23 protein-coding genes are annotated in these 16,474 nt (G+C 47.8%); all 23 read right to left on the bottom strand.

All coding sequences use genetic code 11. The annotated features are described in order from the left end of the window. Position 1: 1 nt before the first annotated feature. The 23 genes from KXJ80_RS10535 to KXJ80_RS10430 all read right to left on the bottom strand — a co-directional run bounded on the left by KXJ80_RS10535 (position 2) and on the right by KXJ80_RS10430 (position 16,379). On the bottom strand, positions 2-2,458 hold the full coding sequence (locus KXJ80_RS10535; protein WP_259474763.1) for a hypothetical protein: 2,457 nt from the start codon (positions 2,456-2,458) through the stop codon (positions 2-4). 15 nt (positions 2,459-2,473) lie between these two features. Continuing rightward, on the bottom strand, positions 2,474-2,809 hold the full coding sequence (locus KXJ80_RS10530) for a phage tail protein (RefSeq protein ID WP_259474762.1): 336 nt from the start codon (positions 2,807-2,809) through the stop codon (positions 2,474-2,476). Beyond that, positions 2,809-5,547, bottom strand: coding sequence for a phage tail tape measure protein (locus tag KXJ80_RS10525; protein WP_259474761.1), 2,739 nt, complete (start codon positions 5,545-5,547; stop codon positions 2,809-2,811). Before KXJ80_RS10525 ends, KXJ80_RS10530 begins: the two co-directional genes overlap by 1 nt. A gap of 65 nt (positions 5,548-5,612) precedes the next feature. Next, positions 5,613-5,900: a phage tail assembly protein T gene (locus tag KXJ80_RS10520; RefSeq protein ID WP_186293684.1), complete on the bottom strand. Its 288-nt coding sequence runs from the start codon at positions 5,898-5,900 to the stop codon at positions 5,613-5,615. Then, on the bottom strand, positions 5,795-6,289 hold the full coding sequence (locus KXJ80_RS10515) for a phage tail assembly chaperone family protein, TAC (protein ID WP_259474760.1): 495 nt from the start codon (positions 6,287-6,289) through the stop codon (positions 5,795-5,797). Before KXJ80_RS10515 ends, KXJ80_RS10520 begins: the two co-directional genes overlap by 106 nt. Before the next feature lie 83 nt (positions 6,290-6,372). Continuing rightward, positions 6,373-6,846, bottom strand: coding sequence for a phage tail tube protein (locus KXJ80_RS10510; RefSeq protein ID WP_259474759.1), 474 nt, complete (start codon positions 6,844-6,846; stop codon positions 6,373-6,375). 94 nt (positions 6,847-6,940) lie between these two features. Beyond that, positions 6,941-7,309, bottom strand: coding sequence for a DUF3168 domain-containing protein (locus KXJ80_RS10505; protein ID WP_259474758.1), 369 nt, complete (start codon positions 7,307-7,309; stop codon positions 6,941-6,943). Beyond that, positions 7,306-7,767 (bottom strand): HK97-gp10 family putative phage morphogenesis protein, encoded by a 462-nt coding sequence (locus KXJ80_RS10500; RefSeq protein ID WP_259474757.1) that lies wholly within the window; start codon positions 7,765-7,767, stop codon positions 7,306-7,308. Before KXJ80_RS10500 ends, KXJ80_RS10505 begins: the two co-directional genes overlap by 4 nt. A gap of 2 nt (positions 7,768-7,769) precedes the next feature. Further along, positions 7,770-8,006: a hypothetical protein gene (locus KXJ80_RS10495; RefSeq protein WP_259474756.1), complete on the bottom strand. Its 237-nt coding sequence runs from the start codon at positions 8,004-8,006 to the stop codon at positions 7,770-7,772. A gap of 2 nt (positions 8,007-8,008) precedes the next feature. Continuing rightward, entirely contained in the window at positions 8,009-8,371 is a 363-nt protein-coding gene (locus tag KXJ80_RS10490) for a phage head closure protein (protein WP_259474755.1), read from the bottom strand. Then, positions 8,371-8,667 carry a head-tail connector protein gene (locus tag KXJ80_RS10485; protein ID WP_259474754.1) on the bottom strand — a complete coding sequence of 99 codons (297 nt, stop codon included), beginning with the start codon at positions 8,665-8,667 and terminating at the stop codon, positions 8,371-8,373. Before KXJ80_RS10485 ends, KXJ80_RS10490 begins: the two co-directional genes overlap by 1 nt. Positions 8,668-8,688: 21 nt before the next feature. Next, on the bottom strand, positions 8,689-8,958 hold the full coding sequence (locus KXJ80_RS10480) for a hypothetical protein (protein WP_259474753.1): 270 nt from the start codon (positions 8,956-8,958) through the stop codon (positions 8,689-8,691). Positions 8,959-9,038: 80 nt separating this feature from the next. Further along, positions 9,039-10,229 carry a phage major capsid protein gene (locus KXJ80_RS10475; protein ID WP_259474752.1) on the bottom strand — a complete coding sequence of 397 codons (1,191 nt, stop codon included), beginning with the start codon at positions 10,227-10,229 and terminating at the stop codon, positions 9,039-9,041. Between the two features lie 12 nt (positions 10,230-10,241). Then, complete coding sequence (locus KXJ80_RS10470) at positions 10,242-11,096, bottom strand: head maturation protease, ClpP-related (protein WP_133178985.1); 855 nt, start codon at positions 11,094-11,096, stop codon at positions 10,242-10,244. A gap of 9 nt (positions 11,097-11,105) precedes the next feature. After that, a complete protein-coding gene (locus tag KXJ80_RS10465; RefSeq protein WP_259474751.1) occupies positions 11,106-12,404 on the bottom strand; it encodes a phage portal protein in 1,299 nt (432 codons plus the stop codon). Continuing rightward, positions 12,401-12,562 (bottom strand): hypothetical protein, encoded by a 162-nt coding sequence (locus KXJ80_RS10460; RefSeq protein ID WP_011072870.1) that lies wholly within the window; start codon positions 12,560-12,562, stop codon positions 12,401-12,403. The genes KXJ80_RS10465 and KXJ80_RS10460 overlap by 4 nt, the downstream gene beginning before the upstream one ends. Then, positions 12,562-14,307 (bottom strand): terminase large subunit, encoded by a 1,746-nt coding sequence (locus KXJ80_RS10455; RefSeq protein ID WP_259474750.1) that lies wholly within the window; start codon positions 14,305-14,307, stop codon positions 12,562-12,564. The genes KXJ80_RS10460 and KXJ80_RS10455 overlap by 1 nt, the downstream gene beginning before the upstream one ends. Next, complete coding sequence (locus KXJ80_RS10450; protein WP_140906804.1) at positions 14,264-14,776, bottom strand: phage terminase small subunit P27 family; 513 nt, start codon at positions 14,774-14,776, stop codon at positions 14,264-14,266. Before KXJ80_RS10450 ends, KXJ80_RS10455 begins: the two co-directional genes overlap by 44 nt. Before the next feature lie 11 nt (positions 14,777-14,787). Next, positions 14,788-15,117, bottom strand: a complete 330-nt coding sequence (locus KXJ80_RS10445; protein WP_259474749.1) for an HNH endonuclease — start codon at positions 15,115-15,117, stop codon at positions 14,788-14,790. Then, complete coding sequence (locus tag KXJ80_RS10440; RefSeq protein ID WP_259474748.1) at positions 15,114-15,476, bottom strand: hypothetical protein; 363 nt, start codon at positions 15,474-15,476, stop codon at positions 15,114-15,116. Before KXJ80_RS10440 ends, KXJ80_RS10445 begins: the two co-directional genes overlap by 4 nt. Next, positions 15,469-15,738 (bottom strand): HP1 family phage holin, encoded by a 270-nt coding sequence (locus KXJ80_RS10435; RefSeq protein WP_259474747.1) that lies wholly within the window; start codon positions 15,736-15,738, stop codon positions 15,469-15,471. Before KXJ80_RS10435 ends, KXJ80_RS10440 begins: the two co-directional genes overlap by 8 nt. A gap of 13 nt (positions 15,739-15,751) precedes the next feature. Beyond that, positions 15,752-15,940, bottom strand: coding sequence for a hypothetical protein (locus KXJ80_RS22505; RefSeq protein WP_445772415.1), 189 nt, complete (start codon positions 15,938-15,940; stop codon positions 15,752-15,754). Continuing rightward, positions 15,855-16,379: a hypothetical protein gene (locus tag KXJ80_RS10430; RefSeq protein ID WP_259474746.1), complete on the bottom strand. Its 525-nt coding sequence runs from the start codon at positions 16,377-16,379 to the stop codon at positions 15,855-15,857. The genes KXJ80_RS22505 and KXJ80_RS10430 overlap by 86 nt, the downstream gene beginning before the upstream one ends. Positions 16,380-16,474: the final 95 nt, after the last annotated feature.

The following is a 16,474-nucleotide window of genomic DNA, read 5'->3' as shown; positions in this document are numbered from 1 at the left end:
GTTAAACCTTGTTCTTAATCCAGCCGATTGGCTCTTTGAGTTTCGCCGTCCCCACTAAAACAGTATTGCCATTTAGGTCTGTCTTGGTGGCTTGGTTATCGACAATCGTTACCTTGCCATCATCACCCCAGCTTGATCCGTTATGCTTTAACTCGGTGAAAGCAAAATGAGGAACTGCTTGCTGGTTGATATTAGCGAGATAGCTAACCGCCTTAAACGCTGGTGAATTATTTGCTGGCGCTCCAAGCGTTAATGCTGGGTGAGTAACACCATCGAAATTTGTCGCAGAGGTTAATTTGCCAGATCCATCAATGGCGCATGATGATAGCGACTTATTATTAACTGTTACACCTGAATTGTTTTTCAACACTTTGCCAATTAACGACTCACCCAGCAGAGCACCGTTTTCAGGACGGTAGTCAGAAGATGCAAAGACGTTGTATGGAACTAGGCAAGCTAGCGTAGCATTAGGTGCAGGCTCAGTTTGGGTAGCTAAGGCTGAGTATTGAACTATCATTACTAAGCTTTCACTTCCTTTTGTAATGTAATTATTTACTGCATCAATATTTGACTCTTCAAAACTCCAACTAACACCATTATTTATAGTGAATATTTTGCTTATTGATTGAGATACGACATCTCTACTTAAATAATATTTATCCACAAATGGATTAACCCAATTACCTTTCCATCCATTTGTAAGCTGTGGTGTTGATAAAATATTTAATGGGTCGCCAATAACATCGTTTTGTAAAAACGATCCTCCAACTGGCTCATTCAAAGCTTTCACCGTTATGAAATAATATGTTGAATTTAAATCAGTTAGCGGAATGCCTGACAGTTTTGTAACTATTGGGAATCTAGTATTTAGGATTTTCGAGCCAAAAAGCACAGCTTTTGTTTCTGTTGATATTGCAAAAAATGAATCTCCTACAGATAAACCTAAATCATTAGAATCTCCAAGGTCAAACTGACTAGCATTAAAATTTAAATATACATTTTTACTATTAAAAGGTTTGCAGAAGTATATTTTTTCACAACCTCTATATTTACTATTTTTTACTTGTATAAGCGCTTCTTCGAAATCTACAGCATCTAACGAAATTGAACTATAACGCATATCACGACAAACACCTCCATTGCCATTCGAATAAATAGCATTGTGTGATTTATTGTCTTTGCGACCAGAACCGCCACCAGCACCACCAATAACACCTGAATCTGGATAAATGATCCCATCCAAAAAAGGATATCCAGAAGTTGGAAGAATAAAGCAACTCTGCTCGCTTTCAATGTTTCTAACATTTGACGCATTCCAAGAAACAGCCGCTCCACCATCCTGACTGCATGCTTTAGATGCTCCACTATTATTCCAACTTGGATGATATACGCCTTGGTTTAAACGGTTAACGGTGCCGCATACTAGGAAGTAACACTCCCCATTTATAGACCTTTGTGAATCTTTCCCTGTGGAAAAACACCCAATTTCATTTTGCCCATTTGGATGTTTTGTAGTTAGGTATATATCATTTTCTGAGACTGAAGATGGCGCAGGTACATCATAATATCCCTGTGCTCCGACATAAATACCGCCTTTAAAATTCAAAGCATCTACTATGGTATTTTCAATTCTATTCCAATCTCCATTGCCAGGTCCTGAAAACTCTCGCCCACGCAATACCCACTGAATCAGGCGGCCATCGTCCGAGTAATACAAGTTGTTTTTAGGATCGGCTAACACCTTTTTCTTTTGCGCATCGGATAGCGCAAAAAAATCAACCTTTTTGGCCTTCTTACCTAAAAAACCAAAATAGCTAACAGGGCGGGCGCTATCACTTGTAGGGATACCATTCATCGAGGTAAACAGGTCACTAAATACGCCCTGCGGGTAAATTTCCGGATTAGCCGGTGTCACTTCCTGCGGGAATGCTTCAAAGCCCCACATATCCACACGGTTAATCACCACCTCAACATTGACAGGATCGGCGGCCTGCGCGTTAAATGCGGCGGCAACCGTGGCATGATTGGTTATTACCCCCGTAATTTTGTTATAAGTGGTTTTGCCATCCGGCGCTCGTGCTAGCCTAATTGGATACGCTAACGGCAAGTGAAAAATCACGCCCGCCATACACAGCACACCATGATCAGTTTTAGAACCACCCACCCCGCCAGCTTTACCAATCAGCAAGGTGTTTGGTGTAGTGAGTGATGTATAAAGCCCCGGCTTGCATTCGTTGACTTGTTTGCCGGCTTCATGATTACCAAAACTAACCCAAGCACTCGCGGCATAGCGTTCTTTATTCTGCGCCCGAATCGCTTCAAACTGCGCTTGTGACATTGCGGCGGAGAGTACTTCTGCGGCTAAAAAGTTGCGGTTGGTTTTTTCAAATGCGGAGCGAGCGGTATCGCCACCCGTGCCCGCTGGTTGGGTGCCTAGATTAATTGTTTCAAATGCCATTGGATTACGCCCTAATTAAGGATGAAATGCTTGTTCGAAAGTGGCGGCGATGCGATACATACCGCCGCCTAATGGGGTGTTAGTGACCTGTTTAACTTGCCATAGCGATGCAGTGCCTAGGGGCGGCGTCCAGATAAATGACTTAGCGCCTTGGTGTTCGTCAAAAAAGGCGACTATCGCCTCGGCGGTGGCTTTGTTTTTGGTAAACGTCAGCGGCCAGCTTTGCACCTTGCTGTTAATGCCATCGCCTACTGATTGGCGGTAGCCATCACCAAACTGAGCGGTGCGAGTACGATATTGGGTGTCGCCTGTGGCGCCGTTATCTGGTGTCCATGTGAATGTTTGCGGCATTAGCGATACCCTCCCGCCATAGTGCGGCCTATCTGGCCGTTAGGCCGCAAATCCTTTGCTAATAGCTCGCGATATTTTTGCTCAACAAACTTTCCGAGCTCGCTGCCGAACTGGCTTAATGCTGGCGTATCGGCCGTGGTGGTGGCGTTGCCACTTTGGTCAATATTTACCTCAACATGCACTACACCCGCGCCAGCCATGGCAGCGGCTGGCACACCGTTATAGGCTGCGCCGCCTGCTACACCGCCGTCCGCATAGCCTTTGTGACCTTTGCGCATGGCTTCTACCGTGGCCACACCACCCGCACGGGCAACATCGCGTTGCGACCAAACCACTTCACCACGGTGGACTATGCCTGCAGGCTCATATTTGCCACCTGCGCCAGTGTAACCGCCTGATGAATAGCCAACGGCACCACCTTCTGCGAAGCCACCAAAAATACTGCTTGCCATACCTGCAATGGCTTTTTGCATTGCGATTTTGGCAAGGTCAGCGATGATGGATTTAGCTAGCCCGGCAAAGTCAGCCTTACCCGTCATTACAAAATCGGTAAGCGCGTCGGTCATGCCACCAAAGGCGTTATCAAAGAGTTTTTCAGTTTGGCCTGCCATATCCGCTGCTGCATCAATGTAGTTTTGCATTGATGAACGGGCACCATTTGTCCAGTCGGCTTGTTTGGCGTCGAGGGCGATATAGTACTCGTCCTGCGCGGCTAATCGGTCGCTGAGGTTTTGCTTAAGCATCGCAAGCTGGGCTTGGTACTCTTCGGCAGTGGTGCGGCCTGCAAGGTTATCCGACAGGGCTTTACCCTGAGCGCGTTCAATATCGCGCTCAATGCTTTGGCGATCACCTAGGCGTTGCTGGGCTTTATCGCCTAAGCCAAAGCTGGCGAGTTTGTCGGCATTGCGTTGTTGTTCTGCGGCCAAGTTGGCGGCAAGGTTGGCACTATAGCTTTGTAGCCGCAGCGCTTCGTTACGCTTTTTAAGTTCTTCATCGATGGCAACGTTTTTTTCAAGCTGGGCACGGATCACCGACTGTTCAGCCAATAAGCTTTTTTGCTGAGCGGTGAGTACATCTTTGTTTTTGATGTCAGCGATTTGTTGCTCAAACTGCAATAGCTCTTTTTGTGATTGCGTGAGCTTAGTGTTGCTATCTAGCTGGCCTTGCAAGCCTGCTTGGGTTTCACGCAGGCGCATAAGGTAGCTAGTTGCTGCGTCATCGGCAAAGGCCTTTTTGGCAGTGTCTTTAAACTTTTCTCTAATCGAGTCGAGATCTCGTTTGATTTTATCGGCATTGAGCAAGGCGCTATTGGGATCGGCTTTGCGCACCTTCTCGATATTGTCGTTGTATTCCTTAATCGCCTTATTGCGTTTTTGCTCGTTGGTAAGGGTTTCTTCGGTAACTTTAGCAATGGCACGCTGGGCTTCGATGGAGTCTTGGTTTAGTTTGGCTCGCTTTTCCTGCTCTGCGCTGCGGTCACGTTCAGCCTTCATCAGTGACATCACTGAATCACGCTCCGCTTCCAGTGCTTTTAATTCTTCTCTAGCTAGACCGTAACCCCATTCACCTTGCTTTGTTTTTGGGCGCAGATCTTCGATACGTTTTGATAATGCGGCATACTGCTGTTCGAGCGTATCGGCACGACCGATATTGAGTATTTGATCCCACGACTCAACCGCACCTGATTTAATTGCCTTCCATGCTTTTTCAATCGTGCCTAGGTTGCCGGTGATCTCCTTAGTGCGCTGATCAATGGCATTGCTATAGGCACTAAAGGCAAGTTCTGCTGCTTCAGTGGACTTACCCGCTTCTTTTAAGGCGGCAATTTGCTCAAAAGTCGATGCGCTGAGGAAGTTAAACTTTTTGTTGAGTTCTTCGGCGGCTTTTACCGGGTCATCGGCTAGTTTGACAAATTCCGCAACCGTATCGGCAACGGCTTTACCCGTGGTATTTTCCATTTGCACAGCGGCAAGGCCGACTAACTCAATTTGGCTGGCGGTAAACTTGCCAGTATTGGCGACCTCTGCCAGTGCTGCGGCAGCTTGGCGTTGGGTACCGCTAATGGCATCAATACGCTTGGCGGCGCTCATGAGTTGGTCAGAGGTTGCACCTGCTGAGTTACCCGTTAATATCAGCGCATTGCGTAGCCTATCTGCCTCGATACTGCCCTGATAATAAGCCAATGCCATTACACCCGCTGCAGAGGCCGCAATAGTAAATGGGTTAATTAAACCCATAATATATCCGCCCATGGCTTTAGCAGCAGGACCAACACCACCAAACATATCTTTTAACTGACCGCCTTGCTGCAAGAATACCGTCATCGGGTTTTGTCCTGCTTGCAAGGAAACCGCGATATCGGTGAACTGTGCTGGTAAGCCTCGAGTGGCAAACGCCATTTGCTTGGCTGACATACCTGTCTTGTCATACTCAACCCCAGCTTTAGCTACTTCACTGCGCATCTGCGCAATTTTTTTGCTGTAGGTATCGTATTCCGTTTGCCCTAGCGAGCCTGATTCACGGTGGCGGCGCAGCTGCTGCTCCATTTTGTCGAGCTTGCTGTACTCAGCAACTAGCGGATCAATTTGCCCAAGTAAGCGGTTAAGTTCGGCTTTTTGTTTGGCTGCTGCAGCTTCGGTTTTTGCTAAAGCGCGTTCTGCCTTAGTTTGGCCTTCAACAAAGCTGCCTGTTTCGGCAACCATGTTTAGCGTGAGTGTGCCGAGTGACTTATTCGCCATGGGGATTCCTGCTTGGTGTTTTGCTTTGTGGGTGGCCGTCCTTGGCCTTATTGCTGTTAATCGGTTTACTTTTTAATCGCGCTGGCTTTGAGCATCAGTAACACATCGTCAACGGTGGCTTCTGGCTGATCTGCCTCGTCTAACTGGCTGAAGATCATAAAATCTTCAAACTTGGCTTTGCCGCCGTGAATGGTGTTGAGGTGATGCATTTGCGCTGCGGCAATGCGCTCTTGCCGCGCTTGAACGCTTAAGGGGCCAAACTTTGCTCGGTAGGCGATCCAGTCGATGACTTCTCGGTGCGTGAGGTTTTGCTGGGCTTCTTCGATAGTTCGTCCGCCGACTCCTGCGAGCACGAGCTCGTGCCAGAATTCGTGGTCGGCGGTAAGGTTTTTGGGTCTGGCTTTAACCCGATACCGTTAACCTCGTTAATGGCGCCAATTAACGCCATGCCTAATGAATCGCAAATGGGCCCGTGAGCCTCATTGCCAAGAATGTCGTCAATCTCAAACAGGGGCTTGCCCTGCTCATCAACAACACTTGAAACAATGCGAGACGTGAGCGAATCGACTCCATTGTTATAATTGTTGGCTTCGATATTGGCGGTAGCGAATGACTTTTTTCGGATGAATACAGTAGCTTTACAGGTTTCACCTGCTGGGTTTATCCACGAAATTTCGCGGCGTTCTGGCTTTGCGGGAGAATAGGAACCCGACTGAATAAGGCTTGCAACACTTAATTCCATGATTATTCCTTAGGATTAAGTTAGTTAAGATGACAAAGCAAAAAGCCCACGGTTAGGTGGGCTTTTGTATGGGTTAACTGAAATTACGGCGTTGTTGATGCAGGAGTCAGCACAGGATCGCCTGATACTTGAATACCAATGGTGCTTTTAACCACATCGTTTTGCGCAAAGGCAAATGGGTAGGCAGTCATAAAGCCTTCGAAGGTGATCCATGTACGACTTGTCGGCAACACAAAGGCTTTGCTGGTAACGGTTGGCGGAACATCTTTAGCATCTGACCAACCAAGCGCCCACTTAAGGGTAGTACCTGCGGTTTTGAGTTGGTGCAAACGTAAGTGTGCTTCGTGCTTTGGGTCTACGTTAATGCCAAATGTCGCCGCGCCTGGTGACTTTAAACCAGCCACAAATTCACGGGCATCAGCTTCAAGCGGTGTGGTTTCGATTGGGTCAACTGGGCTATCAATCCCGTCGATACTTGTCACGGCAATGATGGCTAAAACAGAATCATCTGCCGGATCTAGTGCATAGAGCTGGGTGCCCTGCGTTTTCATACTCATGTTGTTGCTCCTAACAATAGCCTTGCGGCAGATACAAAAAAGCCCCTGCGGTTGCAGAGGCTTTTGGTTTTAAGTGCGGGATTTGTGAGAGTGGCTAACGGGTGACTAGCCAATCAATATCAAAGCTGTGACGGTAATTGCCTGTTTCTTTATCTCGGTCATCACCGTTGTAATTGGTGGTGTATGCATCCAGTTCGATGGCGTGGCGAATCGCATCACCCACTGCTGAGGCTGTGGCGCCTGAGTCGGCGTATACATCTACCTGCAGGGTAAATGCATCGGTATCTGGTCTGCCGGCTAAATAGTTTTCAGGGCTACCGCCGATCACTTGCCAAACGGCATAGGGCTTTGGCTCGTTTTGTGGTGCTTGCCCAAATGGATAAAGCCTTACTGGGTTAGTGCCCAGCAGCGCGGTGACCTCAGGGCTATTACTGCAAACCACAAAAATAGGCGCGGTGCTCATGAGAGTGCCTTATCGAGTTCTTTATCAAATTCAAAGGTAAAGCTGTTTATCACTTGGTTGATATTGTTAGCCAATGCTGGGCGCATAAAGGGCTGGGCTTGGGCGCGTTCTGTACCGAACTCCACTAAATGCCAATGCGGGGTATTGCCGCGCGCGCCTTCGTCGGCATTGGGTGTTGGAATACGGCCGCGATTGGTTGCCACCCCCACGCGATACATGATCACCCCGTCGCGTTGAAATAGTCGGCTAGCAAACTGCAGGGTGATGTTGTCGCGGATCCTGCGCCCTGTTTTTGGGTCATCCACTGCCAGCGCGTTTTGTTGCGCCGCTTTTTTTACAATACCAGCGGCTTTGCGTAGTGCTGATCGTGTGCCTGTATCAAGCACGGTTTGGCTAACCCTGTTCATTTTTGCTTTGACTTCTTTTAAGCCAACAATGCTGAAATCTGAGGTTGCCATGGTTAACCTGCTTTGCTTTGGTTGTTTAAGTACTCAACTGTGACGTGGCCATAACACGTTTTGCAGATCACTTTCTTTTTATGTTTATGGACTTTAAGTGGCTGAGGACAAAACACTACCTTGCCCTTTTTGGTATCGGCATAAATGCAGTGGTCTAGTTTTTTACCGTTTAAAAACACCTCGACGGGTTTACCCATTTCACTGGTATTTTCAATGGTGAAAATGTGAGGCTGGTTCATGGTTAAATGCCCTGATTCACGCCATCTTTGCAGCGTAAGCGCCACTCTTGACGGCCTGTTAAATCCGTTTCTATCGAGTAAATATCGTAAGTTCTGCCGTCCCATAAAATTCGGCATTGGTAAAACAAGCTGAGATCAATTGGAAACCATCTAAGGTTGATTCTGGCGCTGGTTTCAGCTTGTTTTGCATCTGCTGCATAAAATTCACGCCCAGCCCCTGTTAATACCTCGGCGGCAACCTTATCAAGCGGCTTAGTACCTAAGGTGAGGGTTTGCCACGATATTGAAATTGCACCTGTGAGCGGATCCTGCTGCTTTACTGGCTGTTGCAGGTGGATTCGATGCCGTAAACGATAGGCGAGCATTAAATCCCCCAGCCAATACGATAAGGTGTTAACTTGATTTCAGCGGCGTTGCGCAGTTTAAGCGCGTCATCAGGTGACGCTTGATAACTCGATTGCAGCAATATCATTACGCCAGTGATGACGCTTGCAGGTAGTTTGCCCGTTGCTTCATCAAGCAAAGCGCTTAGGGATTCCATTCCCAAATATTGGCTTGCTTCGTCCTCTGCCCCATCAAGCAGCAGCTGCAAATTTGCATCATCTTCATCGTGAAACACATTTAGATTTTGCTTTGCTTGTTCTATGGTGATGATACTCACAGAGGACTCCTGTACTACTGATTACGCTTTGGCTTTTTTGGCTGCGGCTGCAGCGGCCTTAGCATCTGCTTCTTCTTTTGCCTTTGATTCAGCTTCAGCAGCAGCCTTAGCATCTGCTTCAGCGGCATTAACGTCTGCTTCGGTTGCTTCTTCTGGTGCGCGAGCAACTAAGCCATTGTGTTTTAGCTCGTTAAAGTGATGTTCATCTACTTCAAACGGTTTTGATGAAGTGGTTTTTACTTCGGTGTCCAAGTAAAAAGATTTGAGTGCAATGGCGAGTATTTTAGCCATGGTAATTCTCCAAGAGTGTATGCCACTAAAACTAAAGGCCGAATTTCGGCCTTTAGTGCTTTAGTTATCAGTTAACTGATTTAAGCAAAGGTAAAGTTGCCAGTGACAAAGGCTTCTGGACGGTAAACCGCTAGCGCTAAACGCTCTTCTGCACGGATACTGACCATGTTGTTTTCAAAGTCTTTGTCGTTCTCGGTAGAGATTAAAACTTCGATATCCATGCGGTCATAGATCTGTGCGCCCATTTGGAAGGCACCGACTAAAAACTCGTTTTGCACAATAGATTGGGTTTCAACTACTGGGCGGTTCCACAGTGTTGGGCTGGTCTGCCCTTGTGGCTTGCCGATCAAGTAGTTTTTATTGCTGTCCTTCAGCGTTTCAATCACCGCCCAATCAATTGGGTTTAGCACAATGCCATCAGCCGCATATTCGGCTAATGCCGCTTGCAGTAACGCTAAGCGAATGCGGTCAATATGCTGCTCGGTATCAACCGTTGCGCCAGTTGGTTTAACGTAAGCGCTTGCCTGAGGAATAATGCCGTGCAAATTGGCGCCAGTGTTGTTGCCGTATAACAGCTGGGTTTCTTCTTTAAGCATTAAGCCGTAACGTGCACGGGCATTGATAAAGCTTTGCAGTTGTTTTGAGTCATCCAAAATCTGGCGGCTGGCTTTAAATAAATGTGCAATAGTACGCACACCGGCACTGACTAGGCCAAATGTGATTTCAGAGTAAGGCTTAGCTGCACCTTCAGCTACAGGAGCCGCGTTATTGGTAAATCCTGTCTCTTTAACGTATTCAATGCTGTTGCTTTCGGTTTCACCTGGAGCAATTAGGTCACGAATAGTTAAACGACGCTCTGGACCTGCAACAATGCCAGCCATACGATCCGGACGAACTAAACCAGCACCAGAACCAGTGGCAGAGGTGATTGCCGAACGTGGCATACCAACTCGACGGCTACCACGGAATGAGCTGTTAACGCCTTCCATTTCCTTGTCGTTAACCACACGCTCACCGATTGACTGTTCGCGCTCTTGTTGGTTGCTTTGGGCGCCTTTTAGCAGCTTTTGCTCTGCTTCTTGCAAGCGAGCTTGCATTGAGCCTTGCTCTAAAAGCAGCTTATCGACCTTATCGCGGGTTTCGGCATGCATTTCACCAGAAGCCTTGATCTGCTTGTTGGTTTCTTCTGCAGCGGCTTTAATTTGATCACCAATCTTGGTTAGATTGGCACCTAATTCTTCTACTTGCTTCTCAAAATTTGGGTTTGGCATAGTCGCCTCCAGTTATTTAGATAAAATGATTTTTGATGCGTTGATTAGCGCGGTTAGATCGGGGGCGATAGCGTTTTGCGTATCGGACACATCAGCATTTAGCGTGATGCCGCCAGCAGCGCTCGGCGTACTGGACTTTAAATCTTGAAGTAGTTGACGGCGCTCGCTGCGCGGTACGCCAGCCTTTGCCATGGCCGCATCCACTTTACGCAGTGAGTTAGCGTTAGTGTTTTCGGTGGCTTCACCAATTTCATCGGCTGATAAAGTGTCAGCAGCAAAGCCAAGCTCTACGGCTTTTTTGCCACGGATAAAGGTTTCTTCATCCATCATAGTGGCAATGGTTTTTTCACTTTGTCCGCAACCCTCTACGTACAAGTCCACCATGGCAGCATCAAACTCTTCCATATCGTCGGCGATGTTACGTAGAGCGTGGCGGTTACCGATGGCAAACACCCAGCAGTTGTGGATCATAAGGAAGGCCGAACTTGCAACGAATCGTGCATCATCCTCGCCAGCCATATAAATGACTGATGCCGCAGAGGCTGCGAGGCCAAGTACTTTAGTGGTGACTTTGCCTTTGTGTTCGCGCAGACGGTTATAGATAGCGATACCTTCGAACATATCGCCGCCTGGGGAATTGATATAAACAGTGACGTCTTTTTCATTACCGATGCTGCGTAAAGCTGCATCGATACGCTTTAGCGTGACGCCTTCGCCGTACCAATCTTCGCCAATGATGCCGTAAACAGTAATGGTTGATTCAGTGTTTTCTACTGCGGCTTTAATAGCTGGGTTCCACAGCTCTTGCGCGCGCGGAGAAATATCGCAGCGCACTCCGCTCTGCGAGAAGCTTTTTGGAAATGGCATGGTTTACCCCTAGTTATCTTGATTAAGCCAGTTGTTTAGTACGGCTTGGACTTTTGCAGATTCTGATTGCGTACCAAGTTGATCGATTGGTGCAAGGTTGGTTTGAACAGTTAACACATCGGCATTGCCACCACGGCGCGGTAAATTTTCTTTAACCCGGCAATCATCACGGGTGTAGATGCCGTTTTGAGTCATTTTGCTGTAAAACTCTGCGCGTGAAGCGCTATCGCCACGCAGTAACGCTTCCAAGTTATATTGTGCGTACTGAGTTTGGCGCTGGGCTGGTGTGAGCAAATTAATAGAGATTGATTGCTCGATGCGGCGGATCCAAGACGATAGCGTTAAGGTGACAAAGCCAATCATCTTTTGCTCTAGCCCAGTGCCCCAATTGCTGTCTTTTCCGCCAAAGCCGATGAGTGACGGATCAACCAAAAACCAACGGCAAATCTCTTCTACGCTGTAGTTTCGTGACTCGAGTAACTGCGCATCAATTGGGTTAATGCCGATTAACTCAGGGGTAATGCCCTGCTCAAGCACAGGCGATCTTCCTGCATTCATTGCGCCTGTAATCGTTTTTACATATTCGCGAAATTCTTCACGCTGAGGTTTAGTCATTACGCGATCAACTTTGAAGGCGACCGTTTTTGTCATACCGTTTTTAAAGGTACTGGCGCTCACATCCTCTGCCGACATAGCACCACCAAACACATTGGCACCGTAAGAGATGGTAGATAAACCAATCAAACCATCTAACGAGAATGCAGGAATGTGCATCATGTTTTGCTTTTTGATTTGACGGCGGGGGCCGTTTCTTGGCGTGTACCAGTAGATCAAGCTGCCGCTATCATCTAAGTCGATATCCATGCGATGCGGCATAAGAAAATCGAGGGCGATAATCTCACCACCTGATCGGTGGATCTCAATAAACGCATTGCCCTTAAGTAGCAATGATGCGAGCACTGCTTCCCAAAACTGCATGGCCGTCATATCTGCATTGGGCTTAATGCTCAATACAGTAGAAAGGCTGTTTTGAACTTGGATTCGTCCACCATCACTTTGGCGCTCGTATAAGCCTAGTGGCAGCATGGCAACAGTTTCTGAAATACGGCGAACACAGGCCCATACTGCAGCCAATTGCATAGCTGTATTTACATTGACCGTTTTGCCGCTTTTAGACGTAGCCATTAGTTGTGCCCAAAAATCACCGTCCGTTAGCCTTAAGGTTTTACCCATAAAGTTGTCGAGTGACGCAAATGGCTGACTTGCGGCTTTGGCAATGACCAAAGCAAGTGATTTTGATTGTTTCACGCTGTCATTCCTTTACGTAAAAATGAAGCGCCTGCAAACGATAGAATCGAACCAGATAACAGCGACCAACCGAGTCCAAACAGGATATAAACGCCAGCTACAGCCATTAAAGAACCTGTAAGTGCAAGAAAGATGAATAGTGCAAGTGGTGTATTCATTAGTAAATTGGGTCCTTAATTGCTGCTAGCCAATCTTCGGTATCATCGACGCCATCAGACTCTAATGCCGTTCCCACTGCCATAGCTGAGGCGACTACGCCGTCGATACGACCTGTGGATTTTTTCTTGGTAAAAATACGGTTGTCTTTGGCGTCGGCCTCAAGCACGGCGCTTGCGGCGTTCCACCTTAGGCATGGATTGGTTTTGATTCTGATCTCTTTACTGGTGATCAGCTTTTCGAATAACTCAATTGAGCGCGGCATCCATAGGTTTGACTCTGATGCTTTGTAATAACCTTGCCCGTGTTTAACCAGCGGGATAAATACGTTTGCCTCGGCGAGTTCTGGCTCGAGGTAGTGGATCCGGTATTGGTCAAAGCCGATGCTTTTTATCTCAAACAGTGCTGACAGCTCGGCAACGCGTTCGGCCACAAAGCTGTAGTCCACTGCGTGACCGGGTGGCGCATGAATAAAACCTTGCCTTAGCCATGCCGAGTACGGCACGTTATCGGTGCGCTCGCGATCAAGTAGCGTGTCTTTGGGTGTCCAAAAGTCCACTAACAGCGTTTTTACTCGCGGGAAGTAAAGCGCTAAGGCGGTTAAGTCGCGGGTACCGGATAAGTCGAGCCCGCCGAAGCATTCTTCGCCGTAGAGCTCGCTGATATCAAAATCATCTTCGCAATCCATCCATGTGTCGGCGGATAGCCAAGGTGAGGCACTATCTACCCACTGACAGAAGTTTAAGCGCCGAACAATGCTCTCTTTGGCTGGCATGCCCTTGGCTTGGGTGACCTGTTCACGCAGGTATTTATGCGTGAATGTGTGCCCCAGTGATGGGTTGGCCTTTTGCCAGCAACTTTCGTCATTAATCGGGTCGTCACCTTCGTCGAGCGAACAGATAAAGGCGAAGAACGAATCATCTTCTTTGGTACCCGCACAAATGGCCTTGCCGTATTCGTGGTACGAGTAACAAACGCTAGTGCGGTCGTGGCCTGAGTTGGTGATCATGAAGATCAACGCTTGCTTGCGGCCTTTGGTACCCGCACGCATCATTTCAACGACGTTGTTGTTTTTGTGTTCGTGTACTTCGTCAATCAGCGCCATGTGGGGACGCGGCCCTGATTGGCCGTTGTCGGAGCTGATGGGTCTAAAAAATGAGTTTTTAGCGAGATAGGCAAGGTTCCAAACGCTTTGCCCGGTACCTGACGGTTTTAGCCTTGCACTAAGTTGTGGCGACTGCCTAAACATTGAAACGGCGTCGCGGAACAACACCATGGCCTGATCTTTTTTTGTGGCCGCTGCATAAATTTCGGCGGAGGCCTCACCATCTGCCACTAAACCGTAAATCCCAATACCTGCGGCTAAAGGGGATTTACCAGAGCCTTTGCCACTTTCGACATAGCACATGCGAAAACGGCGGGTACCGTCGGCATCCTTCCAGCCAAATAGCGACCCCACAATAAATGCTTGCCAGTCGAGCAGATGGAATGGCTTGCCTTCGTGATCGCCACCACTTAAGCGCAATACTTTTGGGAAAAAGCTAATTGCGCGGTTGGCGGCGGCTAAATCCCAAGTAAGACCACGTTCATGGCCTGTTTCTAAATCTTTTAAGTGCCGCTTACAGGCGTTGCGGATATCGGGGCCAGCGAGGAACTCCCCTGAGGCGACTTGTTTTGCCCAACGAGTGACGCGATCTTCTATATCATCCGAAGAATTCGTCGATCTCGTCTTTTTTCTTGTCGCCATCAGTTACCTGTACTTTGCTACGGGCCGATGGAGTTAGCCCAAATTCTACGAGATAGGCCTTAAATCGCCTGTCGGCATCGGCCAGCATTTGCACGGCTGGGTTTGCCTTCATTAGCATTTGCTCGACTTGGGTGACTTCGCGGGTATCTTCGTCGATGTTTTCGCCGATGATTTTGATGCTTTGGTACGTTCGGCCGTTTTGTTTTATTTCGTCCCTCAGGTCGAGGATTTCGGAATAAACATCACATAACCGCTCAAGCGCCATACCGTCGGCCAGTGTGAGCACGCCCATGTCTTTAAGCAGTTTTGTTAGCTTTTTCCATGCTGCTTTTGCTCTTGGGCTGAGATAAGCCGGCATTCGCGGGATCCCCGCTTCTAGCTTTGGCTCTTTTTTATTGAGCGGCCTTTTACCGGGGTTTCCTGTAACTAGCTTGAGCGCGGTTGGCGTGGTTTTTCGTCCTACTGCCACGTTTTACCTCACTACTTGTTCCAATGGTGATTTGGGTCTGTTGGTTTGCCGCTTTCATCAGCGCCAAGCTTTACCCCTCTGCTCTCCATTACTTTTTTGGTGCTATCGTGGCAAGTCTTGCACAGCGGTTGCCAGTTGTTGGTATCCCAAAATAGGGTTGTGTCGCCTTTGTGTGGGATTTTGTGGTCCACTACCGTTGCGGCGGTGATAATGCCTTTTTGCTCGCAGAAACAGCATAGCGGATGGCGCTTTAAGAAGGTTTCACGGGCTTTTTGCCAGCGTCCACCGTAACCACGCTCGGCGGTTTTGCGTTTGTCATCGCGCCAGCTTGGTTGGCTCATAGCTCACCGGAGCCGTCCAGATAGAGCGAAGATCCATCTTGCTGTTCGTCTTCGGTAGCCATCATCTGATCGACAATATCCAGATTGCTGTTAACCAGTTGGCTAATTGCATTGGTTTGGGCGGTAATGGCGGCGGTTAGCGCTTGCATCGACTCAATTAAATCGGCTTGCTTGCTTTGCTCGATAACTGGCGGCTTAGTTTTTCCCTGAAATGTTGGGTATGCGGCGTTTAATGCGGTTACCTCAACCCAATCAGCAGGAACCAGTGGCACTAATTTTGTTTGACCATTGCCAATATCAGACTCAACAGCAGGCACAGAAACGATGGCGCCATTGAAGATAACGACGACTTTACCCATTGCTATCGTCCATATTGATTACGTTTAGGTTTCCAGCTTTGATCGCGGCCATTCTGGCTTCGTGAAATTCGCGGTTTTGCCGTTTCTTTTCTCTTGAGAGGCGATATTGAACAACGAATAAAACGATTGTTGATGCGATACCGAGCAATAACGCAATCTTATCGAGTGATAGAAAACCGCCAATTGCCGTAGAGATTGAAGCGATATAGCTCCCAGTTGTCGTTGCTTTATCCATAATTGGCGCCAAGGGTTTGATATTCATTGTTAGCCTCCGATCACTCGGTAGACAGTTTCGACTTTTGCTCGTTTATCCAGCTTTCTAGCGATAGCCAATCGAGATCGCATAGAGAAATCACTTTCATCAACGAGTTGGTGTATTCAGAAAGATCTTGGTTTTTCTTGCTGGAATACGGCGGAACGATGCACTGACTGATCAGTTCCTTGGGCGGAAAAACATACTGAATCTTGGTTACGGTAACGGTTCGCACATCTGGCGGACTGCTCGAGCACGCTGTTAACAGCATCAGGGATACCAGTAGCGCCCCAAGTAAGCGTTTTTTCATCGCTGGACCTTTCGAATACCTGAGTTAACTCTTTGGTGGATTGCTCGAACTCGCGCTTAATCTCGTTTCGTGACCGTTCACGATCGCTCAAGGCCTTTGCTAGCAATGCAAGATTGCCTAGCAAGGTTTGTTTGTCTTTTTCTGCAGACTCAAGTGATGAAGTGACCGAGGATAAATTTTTTTGCAGCTCTGAACGGGCCAGCTCCGATTTATCCAAATTTGCATTTAATAGTGCTATTTGGCCCTTATTGATCACAAAAAAAGCACTGAATGCGCCTATCAAAACAACCAACAAAACGATAAGTAAGGCAATGATTTTACTTGATATTGTCGAGAGCATTTTTAACGCCTAAATTTGCCAGAAAAAAAGGTCTCATTTCGCGGTTTTGCATAAAACTGTATGCGCACGGTCAGTTAGGCAAAAGCCCTGAAGTT

The sequence above is a fragment of the Shewanella xiamenensis genome (assembly GCF_024971755.1).
GTDB lineage: Bacteria > Pseudomonadota > Gammaproteobacteria > Enterobacterales > Shewanellaceae > Shewanella > Shewanella xiamenensis.
This window is presented reverse-complemented; position numbering and strand designations above follow the sequence as displayed.